This is a genomic window from Leptospira interrogans (assembly GCF_900156205.1).
In the GTDB taxonomy this organism is placed as follows: Bacteria; Spirochaetota; Leptospiria; order Leptospirales; family Leptospiraceae; genus Leptospira; species Leptospira interrogans.
In genome coordinates this window covers 1-25,666 of the sequence record NZ_FTNA01000008.1, presented here as the reverse complement: position 1 = coordinate 25,666, position 25,666 = coordinate 1, and the positions used below count along the sequence as shown (strand labels likewise).

The 25,666-nt window shown below is 34.3% G+C and carries 19 protein-coding genes and 1 tRNA gene; 12 read left to right on the top strand and 8 right to left on the bottom strand.

Features of this window, described 5'->3' with window-relative positions:
• The first annotated feature begins 350 nt into the window (after positions 1-350).
• The 7 genes from BW942_RS08580 to BW942_RS08550 all read left to right on the top strand — a co-directional run bounded on the left by BW942_RS08580 (position 351) and on the right by BW942_RS08550 (position 11,369).
• Positions 351-2,642, top strand: coding sequence for a patatin-like phospholipase family protein (locus BW942_RS08580; protein ID WP_000826015.1), 2,292 nt, complete (start codon positions 351-353; stop codon positions 2,640-2,642).
• A gap of 67 nt (positions 2,643-2,709) precedes the next feature.
• Positions 2,710-5,382: a PAS domain S-box protein gene (locus tag BW942_RS08575; RefSeq protein WP_001177543.1), complete on the top strand. Its 2,673-nt coding sequence runs from the start codon at positions 2,710-2,712 to the stop codon at positions 5,380-5,382.
• A gap of 3 nt (positions 5,383-5,385) precedes the next feature.
• Complete coding sequence (locus BW942_RS08570) at positions 5,386-5,844, top strand: response regulator (protein ID WP_000642736.1); 459 nt, start codon at positions 5,386-5,388, stop codon at positions 5,842-5,844.
• Entirely contained in the window at positions 5,837-7,321 is a 1,485-nt protein-coding gene (locus tag BW942_RS08565) for an ATP-binding protein (protein ID WP_000490514.1), read from the top strand. Before BW942_RS08570 ends, BW942_RS08565 begins: the two co-directional genes overlap by 8 nt.
• 11 nt (positions 7,322-7,332) lie before the next feature.
• Positions 7,333-8,547 (top strand): EAL domain-containing response regulator, encoded by a 1,215-nt coding sequence (locus BW942_RS08560; protein WP_001077104.1) that lies wholly within the window; start codon positions 7,333-7,335, stop codon positions 8,545-8,547.
• 869 nt (positions 8,548-9,416) lie between these two features.
• The gene (locus BW942_RS08555; protein WP_000427173.1) at positions 9,417-10,184 is read left to right on the top strand and encodes a hypothetical protein; all 768 of its coding nucleotides are present in this window, start codon (positions 9,417-9,419) and stop codon (positions 10,182-10,184) included.
• A gap of 786 nt (positions 10,185-10,970) precedes the next feature.
• A complete protein-coding gene (locus BW942_RS08550; protein ID WP_000976082.1) occupies positions 10,971-11,369 on the top strand; it encodes a DoxX family membrane protein in 399 nt (132 codons plus the stop codon).
• 233 nt (positions 11,370-11,602) lie between these two features.
• Here BW942_RS08550 and BW942_RS08545 read toward each other — a convergent pair whose 3' ends face one another.
• The 3 genes from BW942_RS08545 to BW942_RS08535 form a co-directional block, all read right to left on the bottom strand.
• Positions 11,603-12,694 carry an LIC10774/LIC10365 family surface protein gene (locus BW942_RS08545; RefSeq protein ID WP_000810138.1) on the bottom strand — a complete coding sequence of 364 codons (1,092 nt, stop codon included), beginning with the start codon at positions 12,692-12,694 and terminating at the stop codon, positions 11,603-11,605.
• Between the two features lie 1,821 nt (positions 12,695-14,515).
• Positions 14,516-14,599: transfer RNA gene (locus BW942_RS08540), tRNA-Leu, on the bottom strand.
• Between the two features lie 22 nt (positions 14,600-14,621).
• Positions 14,622-15,026, bottom strand: coding sequence for a PaaI family thioesterase (locus tag BW942_RS08535; protein WP_000648186.1), 405 nt, complete (start codon positions 15,024-15,026; stop codon positions 14,622-14,624).
• Between the two features lie 129 nt (positions 15,027-15,155).
• Here BW942_RS08535 and BW942_RS21710 point away from each other — a divergent pair, with 129 nt between their 5' ends.
• Complete coding sequence (locus tag BW942_RS21710; protein WP_002084687.1) at positions 15,156-16,430, top strand: hypothetical protein; 1,275 nt, start codon at positions 15,156-15,158, stop codon at positions 16,428-16,430.
• A 128-nt stretch (positions 16,431-16,558) separates the two neighbouring features.
• Positions 16,559-17,164, top strand: coding sequence for a hypothetical protein (locus tag BW942_RS21705; protein WP_000387999.1), 606 nt, complete (start codon positions 16,559-16,561; stop codon positions 17,162-17,164).
• A gap of 1,132 nt (positions 17,165-18,296) precedes the next feature.
• On the opposite strand, the gene BW942_RS08515 is transcribed toward BW942_RS21705, so the two are convergent.
• Genes BW942_RS08515 through BW942_RS08505 form a run of 3 tightly spaced genes read right to left on the bottom strand, consistent with a single transcriptional unit; the run spans position 18,297 to position 20,352 of the window.
• The gene (locus tag BW942_RS08515; protein ID WP_000576376.1) at positions 18,297-19,361 is read right to left on the bottom strand and encodes a DUF5777 family beta-barrel protein; all 1,065 of its coding nucleotides are present in this window, start codon (positions 19,359-19,361) and stop codon (positions 18,297-18,299) included.
• Positions 19,358-19,930, bottom strand: a complete 573-nt coding sequence (locus BW942_RS08510) for a YceI family protein (protein WP_000577498.1) — start codon at positions 19,928-19,930, stop codon at positions 19,358-19,360. The genes BW942_RS08515 and BW942_RS08510 overlap by 4 nt, the downstream gene beginning before the upstream one ends.
• Entirely contained in the window at positions 19,927-20,352 is a 426-nt protein-coding gene (locus BW942_RS08505; protein WP_000658256.1) for an LIC11213 family lipoprotein, read from the bottom strand. The genes BW942_RS08510 and BW942_RS08505 overlap by 4 nt, the downstream gene beginning before the upstream one ends.
• Between BW942_RS08505 and BW942_RS08500 the strand changes: the two genes are divergently transcribed.
• A complete protein-coding gene (locus BW942_RS08500; protein ID WP_000849749.1) occupies positions 20,325-20,510 on the top strand; it encodes a hypothetical protein in 186 nt (61 codons plus the stop codon). The genes BW942_RS08505 and BW942_RS08500 overlap by 28 nt on opposite strands.
• A 1,492-nt stretch (positions 20,511-22,002) precedes the next feature.
• Here the strand turns inward: BW942_RS08500 and BW942_RS08495 are convergent.
• Positions 22,003-22,266 carry a hypothetical protein gene (locus tag BW942_RS08495; RefSeq protein WP_001048196.1) on the bottom strand — a complete coding sequence of 88 codons (264 nt, stop codon included), beginning with the start codon at positions 22,264-22,266 and terminating at the stop codon, positions 22,003-22,005.
• Between the two features lie 108 nt (positions 22,267-22,374).
• Between BW942_RS08495 and BW942_RS08490 the strand changes: the two genes are divergently transcribed.
• Positions 22,375-24,048, top strand: coding sequence for a methyl-accepting chemotaxis protein (locus BW942_RS08490; RefSeq protein WP_000923900.1), 1,674 nt, complete (start codon positions 22,375-22,377; stop codon positions 24,046-24,048).
• Between the two features lie 60 nt (positions 24,049-24,108).
• Here the strand turns inward: BW942_RS08490 and BW942_RS08485 are convergent, their stop codons facing one another.
• Positions 24,109-24,267 (bottom strand): hypothetical protein, encoded by a 159-nt coding sequence (locus BW942_RS08485; protein WP_002081364.1) that lies wholly within the window; start codon positions 24,265-24,267, stop codon positions 24,109-24,111.
• A gap of 28 nt (positions 24,268-24,295) precedes the next feature.
• On the opposite strand from BW942_RS08485, the gene BW942_RS08480 reads away from it, so the two are divergent.
• Positions 24,296-25,264 (top strand): leucine-rich repeat domain-containing protein, encoded by a 969-nt coding sequence (locus BW942_RS08480; protein WP_001211774.1) that lies wholly within the window; start codon positions 24,296-24,298, stop codon positions 25,262-25,264.
• The last annotated feature ends 402 nt before the right edge of the window (positions 25,265-25,666 follow it).

The window sequence follows — 25,666 nt, the reverse complement described above, 5'->3', positions numbered from 1 at the left end:
TATTCAAGATTAAACTGTAAAATTGTGATTTGTGGTAGTTCACACATATTCAAGATTAAACTGTAAAGTTCAGATTTCAACTTTTTTCAGAATCATGAGTTACTTACGTCGAACTCACGTGATTCTAATAAAAAATAGAACGTAAATCCGAATTTAGAAAAATGATTTTTCTTTTTATAAAAGAAATCTCTATAAAATCCAAAGATACTGAAAAACAAAATCGAATTTTTGCGTGAAATCGCCGTTTTGCGATTAACACCCAAGTAAAAATTGATTGGATAGGTGTTTCTAAAAGTTAAAAAATAAAAACCTTGTTGTAGTGTGACGTGAAAATCTAGAATCGCTGAAAAATGAAACGTCTATTAAAGGATATGGATCAATTTTCTTCCAAAGCGAAACATCTAAAACGATTGAGGTATTTTTATTCTAAAACGTCTTCTGAATTTCCTACATGGAGAAATACAAAGGAAGAAGAAATCGTAGCAAAACACCTAAACCTCATACAATGGAATTCTGATATTTTGTCTTTGAATGTTCTTCCTGGTTCTTTGTGTCTAGTACTCTCCGAAAAGTTAGAGGAGACTTTACTCAATACAAAAGAAAAAGATCTGGTTCTTAGAGAATTATTTCCTGGAGATTATTTTTTATTTCAACCAGATAAAATTTTACACTCTGGAATTTCAGAAATTCTTTATATACTTCCAGATGAATTGAATCGGATCATTTCTAAACTTCCAAATTGGAAAAAATGGATTGAGGATTTAAATCAGAAAAATCATCTTTTTCACGTTTCTAAGCTCAGACCTTCTAAAAAAGAACTGATGTCTTTTTTATCTTCCGTTGAACTTTTATTTCGTTTAGACAAGTCCACTCTTTCTAAGTTAGAATCCAGGATGGAATGGCTCGTAATTCCAGGAGGAGAGGTCTTGCTCAAACAAGGGGATTCCGGCGATTCTATGTATATCTTGGTATCTGGTAGATTGTCTTGGACGGTACGTTCCGAAGATGAGGAAATTTTAGCGGAAGGAGAACTCGGAAAAGGAGATATATTAGGAGAAATGTCCTTACTCAGCGGAGATAAAAGGTCCGCAACCGTAATCGCTTTAAGGACTAGTCAAGTTGTACGGATTTCCAGAGAAGATTTTCGTAAATGTTTTGCTAATTCTCCGGAAGCTCTTTTTCAAATTACCGGAACCATCGCTCATCGATTGGGAACAGAAAGAAATCAGGTTTATCGAAAATCTAAATCCGTCAAAACCGTTTCCGTTTTTCCTTTAAATTTTCAAGAAAATCCGGATGAATTCTATCGTTCACTTCAAAACGGTCTTAAAAATTTTGGAAAAACAATATTAGTAGATTATAATTCTTTTAAAAATAGAGAGAAGTCTTTAAAAAAAAGAGATACGTATCGGATCGGGGATTTAGTAAATTGGTTTTACGATCTAGAAAAATATTATGATAAACTTATATTCAAAACGGATATACAGAATCCTGGTTGGAGAGAAACTTGTTTTCGTCAATCAGATCGTATTTTAGTTTTGATCGATCCAATTTTACCTTTTTCATCTTACTCCGAAGAAATAAATTCCATGTTACCCGAAACGATCCAGAAGGAACTGGTGTTTTTGATCGATTCTGACTTTATGGATTGGAAAAAGATAGAATCGATTTTAAAAAAATTTCCTTCGATTTCTCATTCTATCGTTCGCAGAAGACTGGATGTAGATTTTGGAAGATTGTCTAGACGACTCACCGGTAAAAGTATTGGAGTTGCACTTTCTGGAGGAGGTGCCAAAGGGTTTGCACATCTAGGTCTTTTAAAATGTTTCGAAGAAAATGAGATTCCCGTGGATATGATTTCCGGAACGAGTGCGGGCGCGATTATGGGTGGTTTGTTCGCGATGGGACTGGACTCTTCTGATATTTTACCTCTGATACGAAATTTTTGGTTGGACCGTAATTTACTCGGAGATTTTACGTTTCCGTTTGTATCTTTAGTTAGAGGAAAAAGATATTCTCAAGCGATTCATGAATTTTTTAAAGACAGAAGTATAGAAACTCTTCCGATTCCTTTTTATGCGATCGCTTGTAACTTAACCAAGGCGGAAAGAAAAGTTTTTGACAGAGGGTTATTGTGGAAGGCGGTTCGGTCTAGTACTTCTATTCCTGGGATTTTTCCTCCTTTTGCAGAAAGAGGGGAATTGTTTGTAGATGGTGGATTATTAGATAATCTTCCGGGTTCCATTTTAAAAGAAAGGGGCGCTGGAATTTTGATTTCAGTCGATTTAGGTGGAGGAGGACAAATCGATAAGGATGAAATGTATCATAATTTACTTGGGCCTCACTATCTAGGAGAAGCCCCTTCCTTTTTTAATCTTTTATTTCATCATCTAAAACGAAAAACTTTAAAAACCAAGTATACCGGATTTGCAGAAATTATGATGCGTTCTTTGATGTTGTCCAGTAAAAACAATCAAAACCGCACTCGAAATGACTCAGATTTATACATAGAGTTGCCGGTAGGTGGATATTCCACTTTTGATTGGGATCAATTTCAGAAATTATACGAGATAGGATACGAAACCGGAAGAAAAAAAATTCATATTTGGAAAAACGAAATTAAGAAAAAACTAATTTCGTAAATTCTCATTTTTTAATTGAAATCATTTCGACAAAGAAGATAGAATTGCTCATCTTCGGCGAAATCTTATGCAACTCACAGGAATAAAATCCTTAGAGGAATTCTCTGATAGTTTTTCCTCTTTCCAAGATCAAATATGCATACTCGAAGAACGCCCTTCTGGAAAAATCCGACTTTCTAAAGAATGTATTCGTTTTTGGCAGTTTAAAGGATTCAATCGGAAACCAGGAACGTTTCCTTCTTTTTTATTTCATCTTCACGGAAAGATCCGTAATTACGCGGATTTTACAGAAAAGATTCTACTAAAGCATATTCAAGACTCTGAATATTTTGATACACTTTTTACAGAAGATCATATTCTACGTTTTTTTTGGAAAGTAGTCTTTCGTAAAAGAGGGGTTTCTTATAGACTGTATACTTTTGAAATTTTGGCAAAAGAAGGTGATGACGAGGAGGAAGGGCCAGATGTAGAATCCATTTTTTATAAACTTCCAGAACCTGCGTTTTTATTTCATCCGTCTACCTTACGTTTTCTTGCGGTAAATGACGCAGCGCTTTATTTATACGGATTTTCCAGAAAGGAATTTTCAGAAATGAATCTTTTAGACATTCGTCCGGAAGAAGATCGTGCTGACATGGAAATAGTCATTCAAAATTTTGCACAGGATTCAGGGATTCGATCCAGAGGAATTTGGAGACATTGGAGAAAAGATAAAAAATTTCTTTATGTGAAAATTACTACAAACCGGATTTCGTTTAGAGGTTCTTTTGCGGTACTCGTAATTTTAACTGACGTTTCCGAGACGATAGAAACTTCCTATGCTTTAAAACAAAGTCGAGCCGAAAAACAGTCCATCATAGAAAGTATGTCGGATCGATATTTTGCCCTTTCCAAAGATTGGAGATTTATTTCCGCAAACCAACAGTCCTTAATTACATTAGGAAAAACTCAAGAAGAACTGATCGGCAGAAATATTTGGGATTTATTTTCAGGATCTACGTCTCGGTTTTTCAAAAACAGATATGAACACGCGGTCCAAACCAAAAAACCGCTCGTTTTCGATTATAAGGTTCCAGAAACCGGGAATATAATGGAATACAGAGTTTTTCCTTTTGAAGAAGGAATCTCTGTGTTCTTCCAAGATATTACCGAAAAAAGAAGAAGAGAAACGGAACAAAATATACTCAAAGAAGTCACGTTAAAAATTCCAAACGCTTCGAGCGTAAAACAATCTTTCGAAATTCTTTTTGAAACGATTTGTAAGGGTACTTCTTGGAGTTTTGCCCAAACTTGGAGATTTCAAAAAGGGGAAATCATTTTAGAAGAAAATTCTCCCTGGTATTCCAGCGACGCTAGTTTTTTACAATATAGGATGGCCTGTTTGGAAAATAAGTTTTCCCCAGGAGAAGGTACGATCGGGAAAGTTTTTTCTACTAAAAAAATTCGTTTTGTAAAGGACGTTCAAAAAGAAAAAGATTTTAAACGTACTAGCGCTGCGGTTCAAAATGGGATTCGTTCTTGGATTGCAATTCCTTTACAAACGGGACACGAAACTTATGTTTTAGAATTTTTTACTCAGATAGAAATAGATTTAGTAAATTCTTATATTCAAATGTTTGAATTGATCGCCGATCAAGTGGGTGTTTTATTCAAAAATAAGGAATCCGAAGAAGAAAAAGATCATTTTTTCAAATTGTCAGGGGATCTGTTTCAGATTTCTACTTTAGATGGACAGGTTATCGAACAGAATCAGGCCTGGGAGGAAATTTTAGGTTATACCCCGGAAGAGTTGGAAGAATTTGATCGTACAAATATAGTCCATCCGGAAGATCGCGATAAAATGTTGGACGCCGTCAGAAATGTTCGAAAATACAAAAAGAATGTTTCTTTCGCTCTTAGATATATAACCAAACAAGGACAAACAAAAACCATTCTTTGGAAAACGATCGCTTCTCCAGAGCATGGGCTCGTTTATGCTTCTGGTAAGGACATTACTGAAATCCAGGATACTCAACTCAAACTAGAAAATCTGACAAGGGAACTAAAACGTTCAAACGCCGATTTAGAAGATTTTGCTTTTATCGCCTCTCACGATCTACAAGAACCTTTGAGAAAGATCATGGCGTTTGGAGATAGACTTTTAAAAAAGAATTCTAATCTAGATTCGGAGTCTATGGATTATCTACAGAGAATGTATTCTTCTGCGTGTAGATTATCCAATTTAATCGAAGGTCTTTTGTCTTATTCCAGAATTAAAAGTAAATCCAAACCGTTCCAGTTTTTAGATTTAAGCAGTGTTTTAAAAGACGTTATCGGAGATTTGGAAATTTATATCAAAGAAAGAAATGCGAATGTGGTGGATTCTAAACTAGGTTATGCTTGGTGTGATCCTTCTCAAATGGGAACGGTGTTTCAGAACCTGATCAAAAACGGAATTAAATTCAATCGAAGCGAAAGACCTGAAGTGATTGTTCAATGTGTAGCACATCCAAGTGAACCAAACTGGATTCAAATTAGTTTTTCGGATAACGGAATCGGTTTTGATAAAAAACACGAGGATAAAATATTTACTATCTTTCAACGATTACACAACCGAGAGGATTATGAAGGAAACGGAATTGGTCTTGCTGTTTGTAAAAAAATTATAGAACTTCACGGAGGTAGAATTTACGCCAAGAGTACACTTCGGAAAGGTTCCACTTTTTATTTAGAGTTTCCAGGTAAACTTGAGTCGGATTGAATTATGAAAGCTGAAATTAAAAATCAAAAAACAATTCATATACTCGTTGCGGAGGATGATCCGGACGATCGTTTATTAATGAAAGACGGTTTTCGAGAAAATAATTTAGCCAATCCTCTACATTTCGTAAAGGATGGCGAAGAGTTGTTCGAATTCCTTCGGAATGAAGGAGAATATTCTGATATTCTAAAATATCCTAAGCCAGGAATCATTTTATTGGATTTGAATATGCCCAGAATGGACGGAAGAGAAGCTTTGAAAACGATCAAATCTATTCCGGAGTTAAAAAAAATTCCGGTTATCGTTTTGACTACTTCCAGAGAGGAAGAAGATATGTTTAAAACTTACGACTTAGGAGCTAATTCCTTTATTCGAAAACCGGTCGAATTTGAAGCTTTTTTAGAAACGATTCGAGCCCTCGGAAAATACTGGCTTGAAATCGTGGAGCTTCCAGTTGTTTAGCGATGAGATTTCGGTTTGTTTGATTGAGGACGATGACGAAGATGCGATTCTTTTTCGGGAATATTTAGAAGAGATTCCGTTTCCGAAATACAAAGTCACACGTTTTAAAGACTTTCCGAGTTTGTTTGTAGATATAGAAAAAAACCCTTCAAAATATACAATTTATGTGGTTGATCATTTTTTAGGTCTACAAACTGGATTCGAAATTTTGAATGAGATCCGCAAAGTAGTCGGTTCCGTTTCTGCGGTTTTGATTTCCGGAATTTCAAAAGAAGAAATAGAAAGGATTACAAGTGAAGGTGGATTTCAAGGATATTTGGAAAAGAAAAATCTTTCTGCGTTTACTCTGGCAAAAACTTTCTTTGAAGTTTTGAAAGAAAAAGAGGATTTGAGATCGGAAACTGATATTTTTCTTTTAAAGATGGAAATTATATCCCAATTTTCCGGAGGGGTTGCACACGATTTTAATAATATTCTAAATATCATCGTCGCCAATTTGGACATTCTAGAAATGAAATGTAAGGATCAACCGGAGGTTTTAAATAGAATTCAATCTGCACAAAACGCCGTTTTAAGAGGTGCAGAGGTAAATAAGAAGTTATTAAATTTTTCTAGAAAACAATCCTTACATCCGGAAATAATCAATCCAAATCTGTTTATAGCCGATTTTTTAGAAAAATCTAAAAACATTTTTTCAGAAAACGTTCAGTTAGTTTTTAACCCTGGTTCACAAGAAGTTTTTTGTAAAGTCGATCAAACCGAATTTGCAAATTGTATTATGAATTTATTACAAAATGCGAATGAAGCGTCTGGAGGAAAAATTTTGATCGAAACTGATACAATCGTCTTAAATTCTAAAAATAAATCTCTTGGGTTAAAAGAAGGAAACTATTTTTTACTGAGAGTGGCTGATAACGGTAAAGGTATAGATTTGAGTATAGCCGATAGAATTTTTGAACCTTTTTTTACTACAAAACAAAAAGGAAAAAATCCTGGGTTAGGGCTTCCTATGGTTTTTGGTTTTGTAAAGAGGAGCGGCGGTAGGATCGGGTTTGAATCTCATTTGGATGTAGGTTCTGATTTTTATATATATATTCCGATAGAAGATTTGAAATCAGATTCGCATTTTATAAATCTAGAATCTTCCAAAAAAACAATTTTTTATTTTTCAAATGAAGGGGAATTCTCAAGTAGAACGTCTTATCTTTTTCAGGGATTAGGATATAGAGTTCTTTGTTTTAAGGATCTCAACGTTTTAGAATCCAATCTTTCTAAGATACAATCTGAAACTATATTAGTTTCGCAAACTTGGCAGGAAGATTTTTTTAGATGGAAAGAGATTGTAATGAAAGCGCAAGGTTCTGGTTTGAAAGTGAAGTTTTTTTATTTTTCTTCTTCGGTTGACTTGGAAAATTCTACCTCAATTCCTTGGCCGATTTCTCGAAAATCTCTTGAGAATCATTTCGGTATATTATAATTTAGCCATTCATGAATCAGACCACATTACCCAATCTACTGATTCTGGACGACGAGGAAGAAATTGCAGGTATTCTCGGCGATCTGGCTAGACAATGTGGTTTTGAAGTTACGATTACCCACGAGGCTGGGGTGTTTTTCGAAAGATTAAACGAGAAAACTCAGTACATCATTTTGGATCTTATGATTCCGGACGTAGACGGAGTAGACGTCTTACGGATGTTATCTGGGAAAAAATTTTCCATTTCTGTAATTCTAATCAGTGGAGCCGATAGAAGGGTTTTACAGAGTGCAGAAGCACTTGCGATCCAATACGGATTAAAAATTTCAGGAGTTCTTGAAAAGCCGATTCGAATTCGAGAATATCAAAAATTGCTTACAGGATTAATTTCTGAGCAAAAAAACGAATCTGCTCATTCTTTTACATCCGGGAAAAGAATAGTTCATGAACAGGCTTCCGTAATCGGTCCGGAAGAAATCGAACAGGGAATTAGAGAAAATCAATTTGTACTTTTTTATCAGCCTAAGATCGATTTTAAAACCGGAACCGTTTCTGGTTTTGAGTCATTGGTTCGTTGGTCTCATCCGGAAAGGGGTTTGATTTTTCCTGACGCTTTTATTCCAACTTTAGAATTGTATCCTAGTTTGATGGATGCGATGACCGAAAAGTTGATTCTTCAAGCCCTATCACAGTGTTCGATTTGGAATAAACAATTTCCGGGGATTGCTGTTGCGGTTAACGTTTCTCCGGTGAGCATGAATAAGTTAATTCTTCCGGAAACCATCGCCAAGATGATTGAAAACTTTGGTTTAAAAAACAATCAGTTAATCGTCGAAGTCACCGAAACTCAGTTATTGGAAAATATGACTTCTACTCTGGATATTCTTACCAGAATTCGAATTCGGGGGATTGGGCTTTCTGTTGACGATTTTGGAATCGGTTATTCTTCGTTAAAACAAATTCATCGTTATCCGTTTACGGAACTTAAGATAGATCGTTCTTTTGTGAGTGTGGCTCCTTATGATAAAGAAGCCCTTTTTATCTGTCAAGCCGCGATTGATCTGGGGCATAAACTAGGAATGACGGTTGTAGCGGAAGGAATCGAGACGGCTGAAGTAGGGGAATTGATGAAACAACAAGGTTGTGATAAAGGACAGGGTTACTTTTATAGTAAGCCTATGCCGGCTAACTCCACATTACAGTTCTTAGCTGGTTTTAAATCTTGAAAGATTTGTTATAGTCTATCAAAAATATTTTGTTTTCATCTTTAAGTAATAAAGTTTTAGAATAGTATAATATATTTATATTGTAAAAATTAATTTTTCCAAAAAATGTGAATTCTATGTAATAAAATACGAGATCAGGCTTTCGGCTCTGGTTAATAAATTGTATGTAGGAAAGCGTTTTGAGTTAACGCGACCAGAAAACTTTAGCGAACGCCTCTCTAAGAATCGGTATTCAGAAAATGATACATTGAGTTCAAGGAGTGAGACGCTGAGTTTGAAAGAGCGTTCTGCTCAATTTCCCACATTCGCGTAATGTCTAATTCGCCATAAAAAAGTAAGTTAACGTGAGTTTGGTGTAAAAAAACAAGAAAGAATTTTCTAAAAATATGAGTTCCTACAATTTTAGAATTTGTTCGTAAAATCGTGATTTGCAGTAGTTTCCATATCATTTTACAGACAAATCTAAGTTTTGTGGTAGTTCCCACATATAAAGAATCAATCTATAAAATTCAGACTCCAACTTTTTTCAGAATTTACGCCAACTCACGTAAGTTATAATTTTATATAACCTGGATTTGAAAATTTAAATGTATTCCTTGGAATCGAATCGGTTTATAGGATTGAATAGAGAAAATTTTTATAAAATTTCAAAACAATGATGTTTTATGAAAGATTGATCTTATAGAGCTTTTCTAAGGATAATTTTCAAGTAAATGTCGCCTATACTACTTTTGGAAAAGTTTTTTCTAAGATTCTTACTTTCAATTCGTTTTCAATATTTGATGGAGTTTTTCATATTAAGAAAGTTTTAAGGTTTCTATTTTTTTTATAGTTTACTCTAGGCGAAAGAATTTGATCCTTCCGGTTATATGGAAAATTTTCTTCGGGATTCAGATTTTCCGATTCTAATTCGAGCTTATAGATCCTCTTTAATTCGAAGATATTCTATTTCCAATTTGGAACGTTATCCGGAATTGAAAGTGATTCCAAGGTCCGTTATCGATACGTTACTTAAATATTTTTTAGAACTACTTTACCCTGAATATGAAGGTAGAGTTTTATTGGACGGCGCGTTTCATTCTCTTTCTGGTTTTGTACATAGCCCCTCTAAGGTTTTTGGTTTGATTGGTTCTTTGGGGACTGCGATTTGGGGTTTTGGAAGGCATTTGGGAACTGCGTTTAAGACCGGTTTTGCAGCTCTAAATTCTTATCTTACTGCAAGACGTTTTGAAACTTTAATGTTTGAGTTTACAAAGGAAGAGTTAAAATTAGGAAACGATCCAGAAGATCCTTTTATTTTTGAGAGAATCATTTCTAAAATTCCTAAAAAAGAAGCGGATCAATTTAGAAAGGATATAGTAAAACTTTTCGAAACACTTTCTAACAAAGAACTTTTGAACAAGATCATTTTTATGATGAAGACGATTGTGCATAAAATGGAAAACAAACCGAAAACGTATACTCCTGAAGAAGTGGAAGGAATACGTCTTGGGCTTAGAATATTACAAAAAGGTCAAGAACTATTTCAGGGACTTTCTGATCTGGAAATGAAATTGATTTTGAATTCAATCGATCAAATTGAATCTGATTTTTTTGAAAATGCATTAAAAAATAATAATAAATTAAAGTTTAGTTAGGATTTGCTCTGAAATTTACTTTAATTCTATTTAAAATTTAGAATTGATCGTTTTTAAATTTTCAAAAAAACTAATATTTTGCACGTAATCGAATTTTTGTGATCTATCATTTGCCCGAATGTATAAAATAATACTTATACTGAATTTGTTTTAGAACTTAAAATGCGGGAACTACTACGAAAATTTAATGACATTAGAACTACTTGAAGGTTCGTAAACTGCCAAATACTACCTAATTTGTAGGAACTACTATATTTGATTAAAAATTTCAAAGAATTACACGTAAAATTATTTGAGGTTTTGGAACAAGTTCAAAATCTAAAAATAAAGATCTTGTTTAAAAGTTATAGAATAGAGTTTTAAAAAAATTATATAGCAGCGTTAACAAAACTCTTCAATCGATCATTCCATAAAACAGAAACAAGATGGAGGATTCATTTTTCAATAACTCTAATCGTGTCTAAAATCCTGATTTTAAATAAATACTTGTTTTAAAATTTATTTTATAGAAATTATTCAGTTGTAGTTTCCGCACTTTTTATTCATTAAACTTTTGATCGTTTTTCTATTTTTAGTAATTGTTTAAGGAACCATTACTTTTCATCAAACTTATAGAGATAGTTTGCGACTTTCGGAGATACATTCTAATTCAAATTTTGACATAGATTTGTATTTAAAAGAAAAAGAATATTTTCTATAGTTTATCCATTTTACGTTTTTCTAAAAAATTCTTGCGAGTATGTTTTAAAATGGTTAGAATTAAAATTCTAAAATGGGGTAAAGTTTATGATGAAAAAAATTTTTGATTGGACGGCACGAATTGTAGCAGTTGTGATCTTAATTCCTGCTTTTTATTTTAAACTTTCTGGTTCGGAAAGTTCTATTGCGACGTTTGCTGCTCTAGACGCGGAACCCTTTGGTCGTTATGTGGTAGGCTTTTTTGAGTTGGGTGTAGTGTTCTTATTACTGATTCCACGGACGAGTTGGTTAGGGGCAATGATCGCTACTGTGATTATGGTGGGGGCAATTGGTTCTCATATTTCGATTCTAGGTTTTCAAGGTGAAATGGGAATTTCTTTTGTTCTTGCTTTTGTAGTTTTAATTTGTTGTATCACAGAGTTGATTGCAAGTAAGGATAGGAATCCAATTTTTACAAGAATATTCGCAAACAAAGCATATTATTAATTTGGAATTTATTTTGAATAAATTTAAATTCCGTCTGTTTTAGATAAACAGAAATCTTTTAAAATTGTGTTTTAGTTTGGGTATTCATTTTGTTACTTCCAGAGAGAAGCCAATCAATCTAGAATATTTTCATTAAAAGTTGAATGATAAAAGGCAGAACGGATATTGAAATGAAAAGGTCAGTTCCTTCTCTCATTTATAAATGATATAAAATGAGAGAAGGAGTTTCCTACTTAGTTACAAGCTCCCGAAGCCACACTTCCTCCCGCGTAATATACAATTGTTTCGTAGTTCAAATTTACGATGTCAATTCCATAACCATCATAACTTCTAGAAGTTGTGGGTGGCATATGATCCCAAGCGTTGTTTAGGGCATACTGAGTTTGGCCACTGGCTGCTGTGCCAACGTAAATGTCTTGGTGATGGTTACAGGAGAATGTATTTTCGCCGACACTTCCCGTTGAACCTTGACCTAAATCCAATTTCACGTAGTTGCTTTTTACTCCAATGTTGTTCTGGATGATAATATTCTTTTCTACTTTATTAACCTTACTCGCACTCATGGTTGAATCTGCAATTCCATTGTAATTGGATAGAATAGAATTTCCGGAAATAATATTTCCCCCAGAGTCCGGCGAATTATAGGTACTTACATTGACTCCATGGCCACCGAAAATTCCTTCAATCGTATTTGATTTTACCTTTGCTGAATTGGTGTTATATAACAAAACCGTTGTAGAATATACTTTGTTATCGAACGGTTTTGGATTAGTAATTTTAAATCCAGCAACTTGACTGCTATTATTTAATTTCAAGGTTACATTGTTGTGACCAGAAACATCAGGACCGTTTCCAGAAATCAAAGTGATTCCCGTTTTAGGAGTTGTTCCTGGTGGTCCTGCATAAAGAGAGGAAGAACCTCCGATCAAACCTTTTCCATTGAAGTCTCCGTATAAATTGACTTCTTCTGGAATGACGATCGGAAATGTTTCTCCAATCAAAGCGTCGTAAGTGCCTGGCGCAACCGCGATGATTGATATGTTTTTTGCTTTGGCAACTAAGATCGCTTTCGTAATTGAACGAAACGGGGCGGATTGTGTACCTGTGTTTGTGACATCATTTCCAGAAATGGAATCTACATACAAGGTAGGGAATTCGAGAATTAGATCCGAAGATTTTGAGTTCGGATTCGAGACGATATCTAATAATTGTTTGGTGGAAACAGCTGCAAGAGTATTAGAATAATTTTCATTTCCTCCTTCATTTGTACATCCAGCTAACAAGCATAATGAGATGGCGACGATTATGCCATAAATTTGTTTCATTTTTGTCCTCCAAGTTTTAAAGAATGCGAACTTTAAGTTAGAAATTAAATTTTGTCAAGCATATAACTATAACGTGATTTTAAATTTTTAAATAAAGAATTGAGACCGTATAACGTTCTATTACGGAGATTAAAAATTAAATTTTAAATTTATCATTAAAAATTAGATAATAACTGTCTGTTATTAAAAATTTTTGTATATAAGTATAATTTAACTATGTTATGTGTGTAAAATAGATTTTAATTAATAACGTTCATAGAACAAAGATTTTATATAAAAATTTAATTTAAAGAAATGTTGGTTTAAAATTTATGGGACTTTTTTTGATCAAATATTCAATATAAATTGAATATTCTAATATTCTAGAATTATAAATTAATAGTATTTTTTTTATTCCTACAAAAATTGATCTAAATTTTGAGATCAATTTTTACCCAAAGCTATATAATAGAAGTATTAACGTTTTGCATTTAAACGGTTTCTTTGTGGTGAAAATTTCTAATATTCAATTCTATAGAGATCCAATCATCTGTTTTAGAAAAGAAAGAGTCTATTTTTTGGATTTAGGAAAAGTGTAGTAATACGTAGTTTTTTGATTAACGTAAATTCTGTGTAAATAAAGAGAAAATTTTCTAAGAGTATAAGTTCCTTTTTTAAAAATGGATCTGTAAAGCTCGAGCTTGTGTTAGTTCCCACAGATTTAATCTTTTGTGAATTTTTAAATATTATTTTTGAAATTCATTTTATATTTGTATGAGCTCCCACAATTCCAAACTTATTTGTAAAGCTCGAGCTTGTGTTAGTTCTCACAGATTTAATCTTTTATGAATTTTTAAATATTATTTTTGAAATTCATTTTATATTTGTATGAGTTCCCACAATTCCAAACTTATTTGTAAAGCTCGAGCTTGTAGAAACTACTACTTTCTCTGAAAACTAGATAAGAGGATAAAGTTAATTTTTATCAAAGCCAAATAACTTTATTTGAAATTAGTGAGAATATTTTCTTTTATAAGAAATTTAAATTATTTTAAAGATTGAATAAATAAGATAAATGTTCAAAAATTTATAAATTATTTAAGAAATGTAATTTGCCTATAGCTTCTATAGGCTAATGAAAATGATCTGTGATTTATAAAAATTTGATGGATTTATATTTTTTGGTTTAGTTTTCAATTCGTTTTTTATGGTTTTGTGATAGGGTAGTTTATGGATTATTCTTTTAGAAATAAACTGCAGTGACTTGATGCATTATTAAAAATACTGAGCTTGTTGTTTGGTTAACGCGATTAGATTTTGAAAAATTATCAAAAGCGGGAAGGGATGGATTTTTGCGGACTTGCCGTTTCGCAGTCTCACATCCTGTTCGCCTTGGCTCCACGGCGTTTCTGTTCATCGGAATTATTTCTTCGTTTTTTACGAGAACTTGAAATGTTTTACCAAAACTCGCTTTGAGTTCTAAGTTTAAGTGGGTTCTGGGTAAGAAAGCAGAAAGAATTTTCTAAAAGTATGAGTTCGTAAAATCGTAATTTGTGGGAGTTCCCACATTTTAGGAATCGAGATCATAACTTTTTTAGAAAGATGAGAACCATGGATTCCTTACATTGAGCTCACGTTAAGTTTGTTGTAAGTTTTAAATTGTGCCGATGGTCGGACTCGCCGTTACGCAGTCTCACATCCTGTTCGCCTTGGCTCCACGGCGTCTCGTTTTGGCCTCGGAACGTCCTGTTCCTCGGAATCATTTCTTCGTTTTTTACGAGAACTCGAAATGTTTTACCAAAACTCGCTTCGAGTCCTAAGTTTGTTGTAAGTTTTAAATTATGCCGATGGTCGGACTCGAACCGACACAGAGTTGCCCCCGGTGGATTTTGAATCCACTGCGTCTACCAGTTTCACCACATCGGCGGTTTGATTACGAGGTGTGATTTTAATCGTCTACTTCGATGTATTTGCCTTTGCCACGGGCTACGATTTTCCCAATTTCGTTTTCAATTTCTGCTCTGTTTTCAATTACTTTCTTGTTCTTTTTAACAAACCATCCACGTAAATGGAGAGGTTGATTGACGAATGCAGGTTGTAGAAAACGAATAGTAAGTTCGCCAGTAGTTGTTTTAAAATTCATGGCTTCGTTGATTTTTACCATGATTTCGTCTAAGATCGTAGATATAATTCCCGGATGGATTACATCTGGTTGACCTTGAAACTTTTCCGGACAAGTGAAATCACCGTATGCGGACTGTGTATCTTCGTCAAAGGTGATTTTCAATTGAAGTCCGTCCGGATTGTCTGGACTGGATCCAAAACTTAAGTTTGCCCGAACCGAAGCTTTCATAAGTCAGGAATATACTATACATCCATGACGTCAATTACAAAAAGAAGTTCGAGAGGGTTTAAGATTACTATCTGGTTTGGTCGATTTTTAGAACAGTAGCTTTTTCCAATGACAACACTCCTCTTATTCATGTTAGGTCTTTTATCTGCCGGAGCAGGGGCTTATACTTTATTCAAAGATAAACCTGCTCCAAAAGATTCTGATCTTGGGAAATCTTCTTCAAAAACATCAGGTAGTGAAACTCGCACCGATTCCAATCTTAGAAGCGATAGAGGAAAGGAAATTCCTGTAGATCCTCAAAGTGGGAAGGAACAACAACCTTTATCTGAAAGAGAATCTAAACCTGGTAAGGAAGATCCTCAAAAACATAAAGAAGAATTTCCAGGACTTCGTAAAAAGCCTAAGTTAAATCTGAAAAACAAAGTAGATGATATCATTCGCAATAATTCTAAATTTGCAAATCATCGTCGTCCTCTAATAAATGCAGAAGCTCTCGTTGATAAAGAAAGTTACAACGGTGCATTAGAAATTTATAAAAGAACTAAAACTCGTATTCCAGATGAAGAAATTCAAAATAAAATTCAGGAGAATATTGATCAGATTCAAGACCATCTTGAGAGCGACGAGGATGAAGTCTATCGTCCTGATCGTTATGACGGACCTCCGATTCCTTTAGGTGATCTGGTTCGAGCAATTAAGGACATCAGTGAGTCGTTAGGCGACACTATTGCTAAAGGATTTTCGAATCCAATTTCTATTCCACTTTCTCCTTGGGATCCAGGAGCCATTCCGGGTCCTCCTCCTACACCTGAAAAATTTCCTCCCGGACCAGTTTCTTATCAAATTGTGAGCCCCATACCTCCGGAGGAACATATTCCTCTTCCTAGTCCAGGAACTCCCACTCCTTCCGGTGGGACAGGAGGTTCTGGAGGAGGTGCAGGTAGTGGTGTGGGAACTCCCACTCCTTCCAGTGGAGCAGGAAGTTCTGGAGGAGGTGCAGGTGGTGTGGGAACTCCCACTTCTTCCGGTGGGACAGGAAGTTCTGGAGGAGGAACTGCAGGCACATATCCACAATCTTATTCTGAACCAAATGCAATGGATCTTCCGGATGATACTTTCTTTTCGGAAGAGTGGGAAAAATTTAAGGATCTCCCTTTAGTTGATCGTAGAACGGGGGAAAATCGTAGATCCGGGACAGAAAGGCGTGCTGGCTCTAAACGAAAGGATCGAAGACAAGGTGAAGACCGAAGAAAAGAAGATCTTTTTAAACTTAGAGACGAATATCTCAAACAAAAAGAAGAACAAAAAAAAGAGAAAGGGAGGAAGCGGGTTTTGAGGCACAAGATTCGGCTGACTTTGATTGGACAGAAGCTCCCGCTCGAGATGAATTACCCCCATTTTTAGCCCCAGTTCTTCCTAAAATTGAATTAATACCGATCCGACTTCCAGACCCCCAGGATAAAACTATACGTCCTGAAGAGGAAGAAACCTCTCAAACTCCTAGTTCAACTTCACAGTCGGGAGAGATTCGATTGGAAGCTCCTACAACTTCGGAGACTCCAGAAAAAATACCTACACCATTAGAACTTCCTAAAATAGGCCTTCCTGATCCAGAATATCAGAAGACAGGAGAAACAACTCCTGAAATTCCTCATCTTGCTCCAGCTTCTTCGGATGATTCTACTGTTGCAGATGAGACGCCCGAAATAGAGGTCCTGGAAGGAGGACTGGAACCTCTGGGTGAAGACGTAGAGGAAGACACTGGAAGTGGAGGAGACGAATCGACAGGGGGGCCTAAAGAAGAAGAACCTAGGATGATCCACGGGATATTGGAGTTAAAACCTCCTGAAGTGGATGATGCTCCGTTTCTGACTCTTACTTACGATTTTGATAAGATTCCTCATGCGTTTAAACTTTCCAAGAATTATAGTATTATGGAATACTCATATTATAAATATAAGCCTATGCTCGTCAAAGCACAAGAATTTGCGAGAAGAAAGATGCTAAAAAATGCGTTAAACTATTATAGAGTTATTAAATCTCAGAACATTCCTCCTGAACTCAGAAAGATGATTAATAGAAATATAAAGGATATTACAGAGTTTATGGAAAAATACTTAATGGCAAAAGGGGGATGATTTTTTTGACAAGATTGATTGAAAAAAACTCTGACAAAATATTAAAAGATTATCCAAAAGCCTTAAAAGAAACGAGTCCCATCATTATTTAAAACTATAAAATACTAGTCCAATAGTTTAGGCTTCAATAATAGAGTTGTTAAAAAATGAATTCTCCATCTGTATTTGTTTTATGAAAACAATCGATAGAAGCGGTTTTGTCAATTTCCACTTTCAATAACTTTAATGTGAATTCAGCGTAAGAACGTTTGGGCGAATCCGAAGTTGCCGGACCGCGTTTTTTGTTATAGTCAATAAATTGTATGAAAGAAACATAATGCGATAATGTTTCGTTTTTAGTTTCAATTTAGAACGTGACTCGTAGAGAGCCATCACCAACCCCACAAGTTGAATAAGATTTTAGAATCAAAATGAACTCAGCACAACGCTTTCCTATGGGTCGCGTTGTGGGGCGGGAACTAAGTTTTACAGAAGATTTTGTCGTAATTCCGACGATAGATCTTGAGATCCAATTATTTGTGGGGTTGGTTATGATAGAGAGCATTCTGCTGGGTTCCTCGCTTCAATTGCTTTCGCGTGGGTTCTATCGAACTTATTTGAAACTGCACTTTGTGGTAAACATTTAGATACTCTGTTCTATAGGGATCAGTAGGATTACGAAATAGAGTAATCGTTGTATGGTACCTAACATGAGTTTGGCGTAAGAATTTATTTTATAGTTTTATCTTTTGTTAAAAAATTGAATGTGGGAACTCTTACAAACTTGGACTTTACAGATTACTACGCGGACGCATGAAAATAGTACCAAGTTATTAACGGCCGAATTTACGAAAAAAATAGCGGTATTTAAAAAATACCGCAAATTCGAGATGATGGCATTTTAAAGCAGGGCCAAATATTCAAATTTTTGAAACAATCTAACCCAAGTATTCTATTCATGCGTCCGAGTAGTAAACTCTATATGGATCAGTAAAAAAGTTCTAAATTGACGTAAATTCGGCGTAAAAAAATGAGAAACAATTTTTTAAATGTATGAGTTCCTACAATTCCAAACGTATTTGTAAAATCGAAACTTGTGGTAGTTCCCACATTTTAGGTCGCATCTGGTAATTTTGCGAACTTTCGAGCAATTCTAATTCGTTTTAGAATCCTGGCTTTCCAAAGAGAAATAACGATGTATGTTAAATCCTAAGGTCCATTCTTTTTTATCGTAGTTGTAATCGGCCCCACGCAACAACTGAGTGTGAGCGATAGATCTACTGTTTGTCACGAACAGTTGAAAAACATGGCCTCCGGTTTCGAAGTCTACTCCAAAACTCATCGGAACGGACATGTATTCTACTGGTTTAGAAAGTAGAATATTGTTTACGATTACGTCTAACGTTCTTCCATTTGCAATCAGTTCGTTAGCTTCTGAAGTAGAATATTCCAGACCGTTAATTTTCGTTTTTCTGTCTTCTGCTGTGTAAGAATCACCAATGTAATCTCTTTTTGGAGTAAGAATTGTCCCGAACGTAAAATCCAGACGTTTAAAAACGTGGATTCTAAAAGAAACGTCTAATCCGGTTCTATCATTAGAAAGATGTTCTTTGACAAAGTTTCTATGAACGAACATAGGAGAAAGTTGGAGAGAAAATAAATCGCCGAATCTTTTTGAAATTAAAAACGAAGCGAGAGCACTCTGTCTGTCCGAGTCAGACAGTTCATAAGTATTTAACTTTTTTTCCAATTGAGAATCAAAACTCGGAAAACCTGTGGAAACTTTAAGATAAGGACCGTAGAATTTAGATTGTTCTTCTGTTTCCTGGCCAAAGACTCCAAAAAAACTTATGGTTACTGGAAAATTAGAATCTTGGGTTAAAAGACGAATTTTACCTCTTGCCTCGTATGTTTTTTGAAACGAAGTTCTGGCTATACCAATTGTGATTCGATCGGTAAGACCATAGTCTAAAGAAAGCTGGGTATTGGCACCGTTGTCCAAACCGAAAAAATCGTAAGAAGTGGATTTTGCATTTCCGAAACGGTGATTGAATCGGAAATCCAAACCATTTTTACCCACGTCTTCGGTACTAGGCATGTGAATCAAACTGCTTCCTAAAAACGTAGATTTTCTCTGTTCTTGCGCGGATAGAGAGAACGGTAATAAGATGAATAAAAGAAAAAAAGAAATTAGGAATGGATTTTTTTTAAAGATCATATTTTATATTGCCATAAAATGAATGTTTCGATTTTAATTTTTTCATTCAGTTTCAAAATTACTAATTTAGGAATTTCGATTTTAAAATCGCTCAGTAAAATTTCAAAATCGGAACGAATTAAAAGATCTTTTCCCTTTTCTTCAAAATTACCTTGAACTCGAACGTTCTTTTTTGTAATTCCGTGTAAGGTAAAATCTCCTTCAACGATCACTGCTTTAGAAGTTAAGTCCCATTTCAAAATGTTTCCTTGAAACGTAGCGTATGGAAAATTTTCCGTTTCGAGATAGTTTTCATGCATATGCCGATTCATCAATCGATTGGGAACGTTGAGATCGTTTAGATTTATTTGAAAAGAAAATTTTTTTGATTTTAGATCCGCGTTTCCTTCTGCTTTTTGCAAGGTTCCCCGGATTGTTTCCTGAGGAGCCTCACTTAAAAAACGGATGTCTGCTTCTTTAACGATCCATTCTTCTGAAAGTTTTTTTTCGCTTCGTAACGAAGAATGGAAAACAAATTGAAGAGCCAAAAAAATTAGAAAAATAGAATATATTAATCTTCTAAAAATCAAGGATTGGCTCCTTTTAGAATCCAACAAAAAACAGCTTTATTGATCGAGTCGTTATTGTTGATTCTCATAGAACCCGTATTGATTTTTTGAAATAAAAGGCTGTTTTTAGGATCGTTTACGGTTACACGACTACGAACCGAATTATAGGAAGTTATGTCAAATCCAGCGTTTAAGTTACTTGGATTGTGGCAAGTAGCACAAGAGCTGGTCCCCGCTTGGTTTAACGTAGAAAATGCGGGAGCAGAATTAGTACAATCGGCGCTTGTGGGTTCTTGCAAAGGTGCAGTAGAATTTAAAAGAAAAGTCATAAGTTTTAAGGAATCTTCCTTATCCGAGCTTTTTTCGTCCTGACAATTCCATAAAATGGAACAAATACAAAAGATCAAAATTCCAATTGAAAACGATTTACAAATTTCTTTCATACAATTCTCCCTTAAAAAACGAATTTACAATAGGTGGGATACCTTTATTGAATTTCAATCTTATAATGAACTTAAATTCTAAATTTTATAAAAAAATCTTTTTAAGAAAATTGGAATGTTTTACTTACAAATCGATTGTATTCCCGATTATTTTTTAGAAAAGATTACTGGTTTCTATCAAATTGGGTACCACAAATTTTATTGTAAAATTCTGTTTTAGTGCAAAATACTAGATTACTCTACTTTATAATTCTAGGTAAAAAAGGATCTGGTTGATAAAATTTTTAGAAACATTCCCTATGATTTTGATGACTAGATCGTTTCGTTTCAAAACTTTTTAGAGCCGTTTCTGAAAATTCTAATTTGAAAAAATTAAAAGAGTGAATTTGAGGTGGTATTGGATATCATCTTTATCAATTTATAGATCTTACTGATTCTTATAAAAAAGTTTATAAACTTTGAGATGAATTTCCGGTTTGGAATCTGAATCGAATAGAGTTGTTGAAAGATTTATTTTCTTTTAATTTATAGATACTCATTTTTGTAAAGATGAGTAAAGTGGAACGGATGTTGTTTTACTGATGTTCGATATGAAATTTTTAGCAATTCTAATACTCATTTTTATAATTTTGGGTAGTAACACCATCCTAAACAAAACAGAATGATTGTGCTCAATTTTATAGTAATAAGTAAAATTTCAAAAGTGATAATCCTTTAGAAATTTCTAATCAAATTCTGGAATTCTCAATAGAAACCGTCATATCTAGATAGTGCGGACTTTTCAGTGGCTTTTGATTATTTAAAAACTATATAATAAAATATGAGTTCGACGTAAGGAATCTATGATTCTGAAAAAGTTAAAATCTGAATTTTACAGATTGATTCTTTAAATTCGAGGCATTTCACTACCGCTCATTTCCATTTAGACAATTCTCGACTGTCTGAGTTTGAGAAATATATAGATTATCCAAAACAATCTTAGAATGTGGGAACTATTACAAAATCAAATATATTTTAAGTATATTTTAAAATAATAATGTACTCAATTTCTGTCAAAACAAAACAAAATGATTGAATTGTCACGATAATAGATTTAAAGCTTGCATTTTTGGATTTTGATAAAAAAGAAAGGGACTTTTGGAACCAAAAACGTAAAATAATAGGTTTGTATACGATTTACTTTTAAAAAATTGAAACAGATTTTTTAATGCGACAATTGATTAAAATACATTTCCTATTAAAGAAAACCGCTTGGGAGATATAAAAATGAGCAGTACTTTGTTACATAATTATTCAGAGCTATATAATAAAATATCCAAATATTTTGCGCTGAAACGAGGTTTTACGATAAAATTTACAGTACTTGATTTTATAGGATCAGTAGCAGTGATCCAGCTCTATATCATAGAATTTTGAATTCTACGCCTAAATTTGGATTTGGTTCAAAATAGTAGACTGATTTATTATATAAGTTTTAAATTCAGACTCAAAAGTTTGGACTCAATCTTTCTGAGAGAGTTTTATCGGAAGATAAATTAGATCATATCAACTTTATAGAATGATCTATCGATACTATCTTTTGTTCAATTTTGAGATTTGTATTTTAGGTTTTTAAGAAAAGGTTCCATTTAAAAAATCTAAAAATCTTTCTCAAAAGTTCTTTTTTATAATTTTATTAGATTTAAGATATGTTGTATGTTTTTGAAATAAATTATAAAAAAGAAAAGAATCATTTATGAATTTTATTTCGTCATAAAAAGATGAACGTTCTTTCAGTGAGTTCAAAAATAAACCTTTATATATGCCGGAGCTAATCCTTATGTTTAGAGTCTCTCTAAAGTTTTGAAGATTTGACATCTCTTTAACTTCAAGTTTACTTACTTTATAAATTTGTACTCTTAAAAAGAGATTCATTTTTTAAAAAACTTGACTGAGTATATATCAAGGCAACTATGAAACGCTTTAAATTCTATGAAAACTATATATATATTCATGCAGAGACTGGGAATACGAACAAAACTAATGCTTCTATTTGGATCGGTACTAATACCGATTGCCATCTTAGTTGCATTGGCTTTAACGAACACTAAAGATAGGATTGAGGATATCGAAACAATTTACGAGGATCGTGTAATTCCTCTGAAACAATTGAAGAAAATATCCGATCTCTATGCAATTTTTATCGTAGACTGTGTTCATAAAGTAAGAAGTGGCACTTTCACACCGGAAGAAGGAGTCGTTAACCTTGATAAGGCGACTTCAGGAATTCAGGAAGAATGGACCGCTTATATGGGAACTCGTCTAGCTCCGGAAGAAGAGGCAATTATCCGAGATTTGACTCCTCTTTTTGATGCTTCTAACGCCGCCGTAACAGAAGCCAGAGGACTGATGGTTGCTAAAAACTTTCAAGAATTAGGAGTTTTTGCAGACAATCGTTTGTATCCTAGAATTGATCCAGTGACAGATAAAATCGAAGAACTGATTCAACTTCAACTTAAGATTACGGATACGATCTACATCAGAGCGGAAAAGGAATTCACCTATAGTTGGTTTTCGTTTATTCTTCTTTCTGGCATTACGTTGACCTATATTTTTTTGATTGCTGTGTTTTACTCAATTCGATTAGTCAAAGGATTAAATACAGTAAGTAGCGCAGTCAAAAACGCGGACTTTTCTCATCCTGTAGAAGTAGAGGAAGACTCAAATAAAAAAGACGAACTTTATCTTTTGCATCTGGCGTTTCGTTTATTCCAGATCAAAGTCAGAGAAATGTTGAATACGATTTTGAATTTTTCCGAAAGTATTCTGGCGGCTTCTGAACAACTTTCTAAGTCTGCAGATCATCTTTCGGCGAACGCACAATCCGAATCGGCTTCGATTGAACAGATATCCGCATCTGTGGAAGAGATTAGTTCCGGAATGGAATATGTAAATCGAAACGCAGAATCTCAATACGCTTTGATTTCTTCGTTTAACGGAGAAATGCGAGAGCTGGAAGGGATGATTAACAAGGTAGGAGATGCGGTAAAAAATTCTTTGGAAAAAATTTCGGATATGTATCTGAAAACCGATTCTGGTAAAAAAACGATGGGAGATCTTTCCGATAGTATGGAAAAGATCGAAAGTAGTTCTGTCGAGATGCAGTCCATTACTGCCATCATCAAAGAAATATCAGAAAAAGTGAATTTACTTGCACTCAATGCTGCAATCGAGGCGGCAAGAGCAGGAGAACACGGTAGAGGTTTTGCCGTAGTGGCGAGTGAAATTACAAGGCTTGCGGAACAAACGGATTCTAGCGCGATGACAATCGAAGAGCTAATTAAAACGAGTAACGCTGAAATAGAAACGGGTAGAAAGATCGTGGAAAATTCTGTTCGTGTTTATGCTGAAATTTTAAGTGGTCTGGAACATCTGAAAGAATCTTCTAATCAAATTGTAGCTACGATGGCGCTTCAGCAGGAGAAAAAGGACAAGATTCGTTCTGGAGTGGATCAAGTGTATGAGAAGTCAGAAGACATACGCAGTTCCGTTAAAGAACAAAAAATTGCAGTTTCGGAAACGGCAAACGCGGTTTCTAATATTTCCATTACGGTTCAAAACAGCGCCGCAAACTCGGAAGAAATCGCAGGAAGTGCAATTGGTCTTTTGCAGATTGCAAAAAAACTTCAAGATACGATGAATTTTCTGAAGAGTTAATTTTTCTACAAGAATACGTTACGAACTAGTAACTCTGTATCTACGAATTATGAATCGTTTTTACAGAGTTATCTTTCTTTTGAGTTTTAAACTTATAGATTTTAAAAAAAATCTTAGAACCTGTTCCAAAACTACAACGGTTCTTGCAGCTTGATCTTTTTGATAAAATGTAATTAGATTTTGGAATGCATTGTTAGATGAAATTAGAGGATGTTCCATTTTTCAAATTTCAACGCAGAGTTAATTTTTGAGATTTTTATCTCAGATTCCAATTGGAAAAATTTTACTGAATGAATTTTTAGAGATAAAACTAAGAATTAATATGAAATTAACAATAGGGTCTATCTACATCAGTTCTAACTCAGACACTAGAGTATTTCTTTCCGAAAAAGATGATACTCCTCCAATTCGGATTTGGGAGCTTTCTGATTTTTTGATGTCTATCAGATTTTATGAATATAGAGTTACTATTACGGAAGTAGTCGTTGGTTTTGTTTCGCTTTCCAATATTAATTTTTTAGAATATCTTCCATCGGTGCAGTCATTGTGGATTTTGACTTCAAATATCAAAGATTTTTCTGCTCTTAGTCTAATAACCAATCTTAAAAAGTTAAAAATAGATAGGGTTTCAGCTGGATTAGGAGATGTGTTATTACATTTGCGAAATCTTGAAGAGATTTTTTTAGATCATTGGGTACAAGGTGCAGAGAATATTTTTGAACTTAAAAAACTTAAGAACGTATCTTTACGGGGATGTGCCTTTGAAAATTTGAAAGGTATGATGGATTGGAGAGACTTGAAGCATTTATGGTTACACGGAGGAAAGATAGTTAGTCTTACTGGCATACCTAGTAATATCGAATCATTGAGATTGACAAGAATTCCAAGTATTCGGTCTTTAGATGGACTTTCGTCTTGTTTTTCTCTTTTAGATTTGAGGGTTGATTCCTGTAAAAAGATAATCTCGTTGAATGGAATCGAAAATTGTATCGCGTTAAACATTTTATCTATGATTGGATTGAAACTGGAATCTCTGGAACCGATTCGTAATTTAAAACGTCTAGAATATGTTGTGTTTGCAGGAGGTACCCGTATATCGAATCGTGTTGATGTATTGTATAATCTTCCTTTGTTAAGAGAATTGATCGCTCCCAAACAGGCTCATTTGGATTTAAGTCAGTTTCCTGAAGGTTGTAGTGTAAGAGTAGTTAATTAACGTGAGTTCGGCTTAAGAAAATCTGGGCGAATTCCGGTTTGCCGCAGGTAGCGGCTCTCAGCTCGGTCAATAAATTGCATATAGGAAATATTATACAACAATCGCCTTGGTTTTAATTGATTATAGAACGCGATTCATAAAGAGCCATAACCAACCCCATAAGTTGAATGGATTTTAGAATCAAAATGAACTCAACAGAACGGGCTTTCTATGGATCGCCATTCTGGGCTCAAAAAGGCACATTTTTCAAGTGTTCCGACAAGAATGAGTCTTTTTACTTGCAAAAAGTATGTTTTTCTGATAGAGAAAAATTTTCCGCCCCACCCAAAAATAGGGAAAACTCAACACAACACTCTTTATGAATCGCGTTGGAAAACTCAACACAACGCTCTTTATGAATCG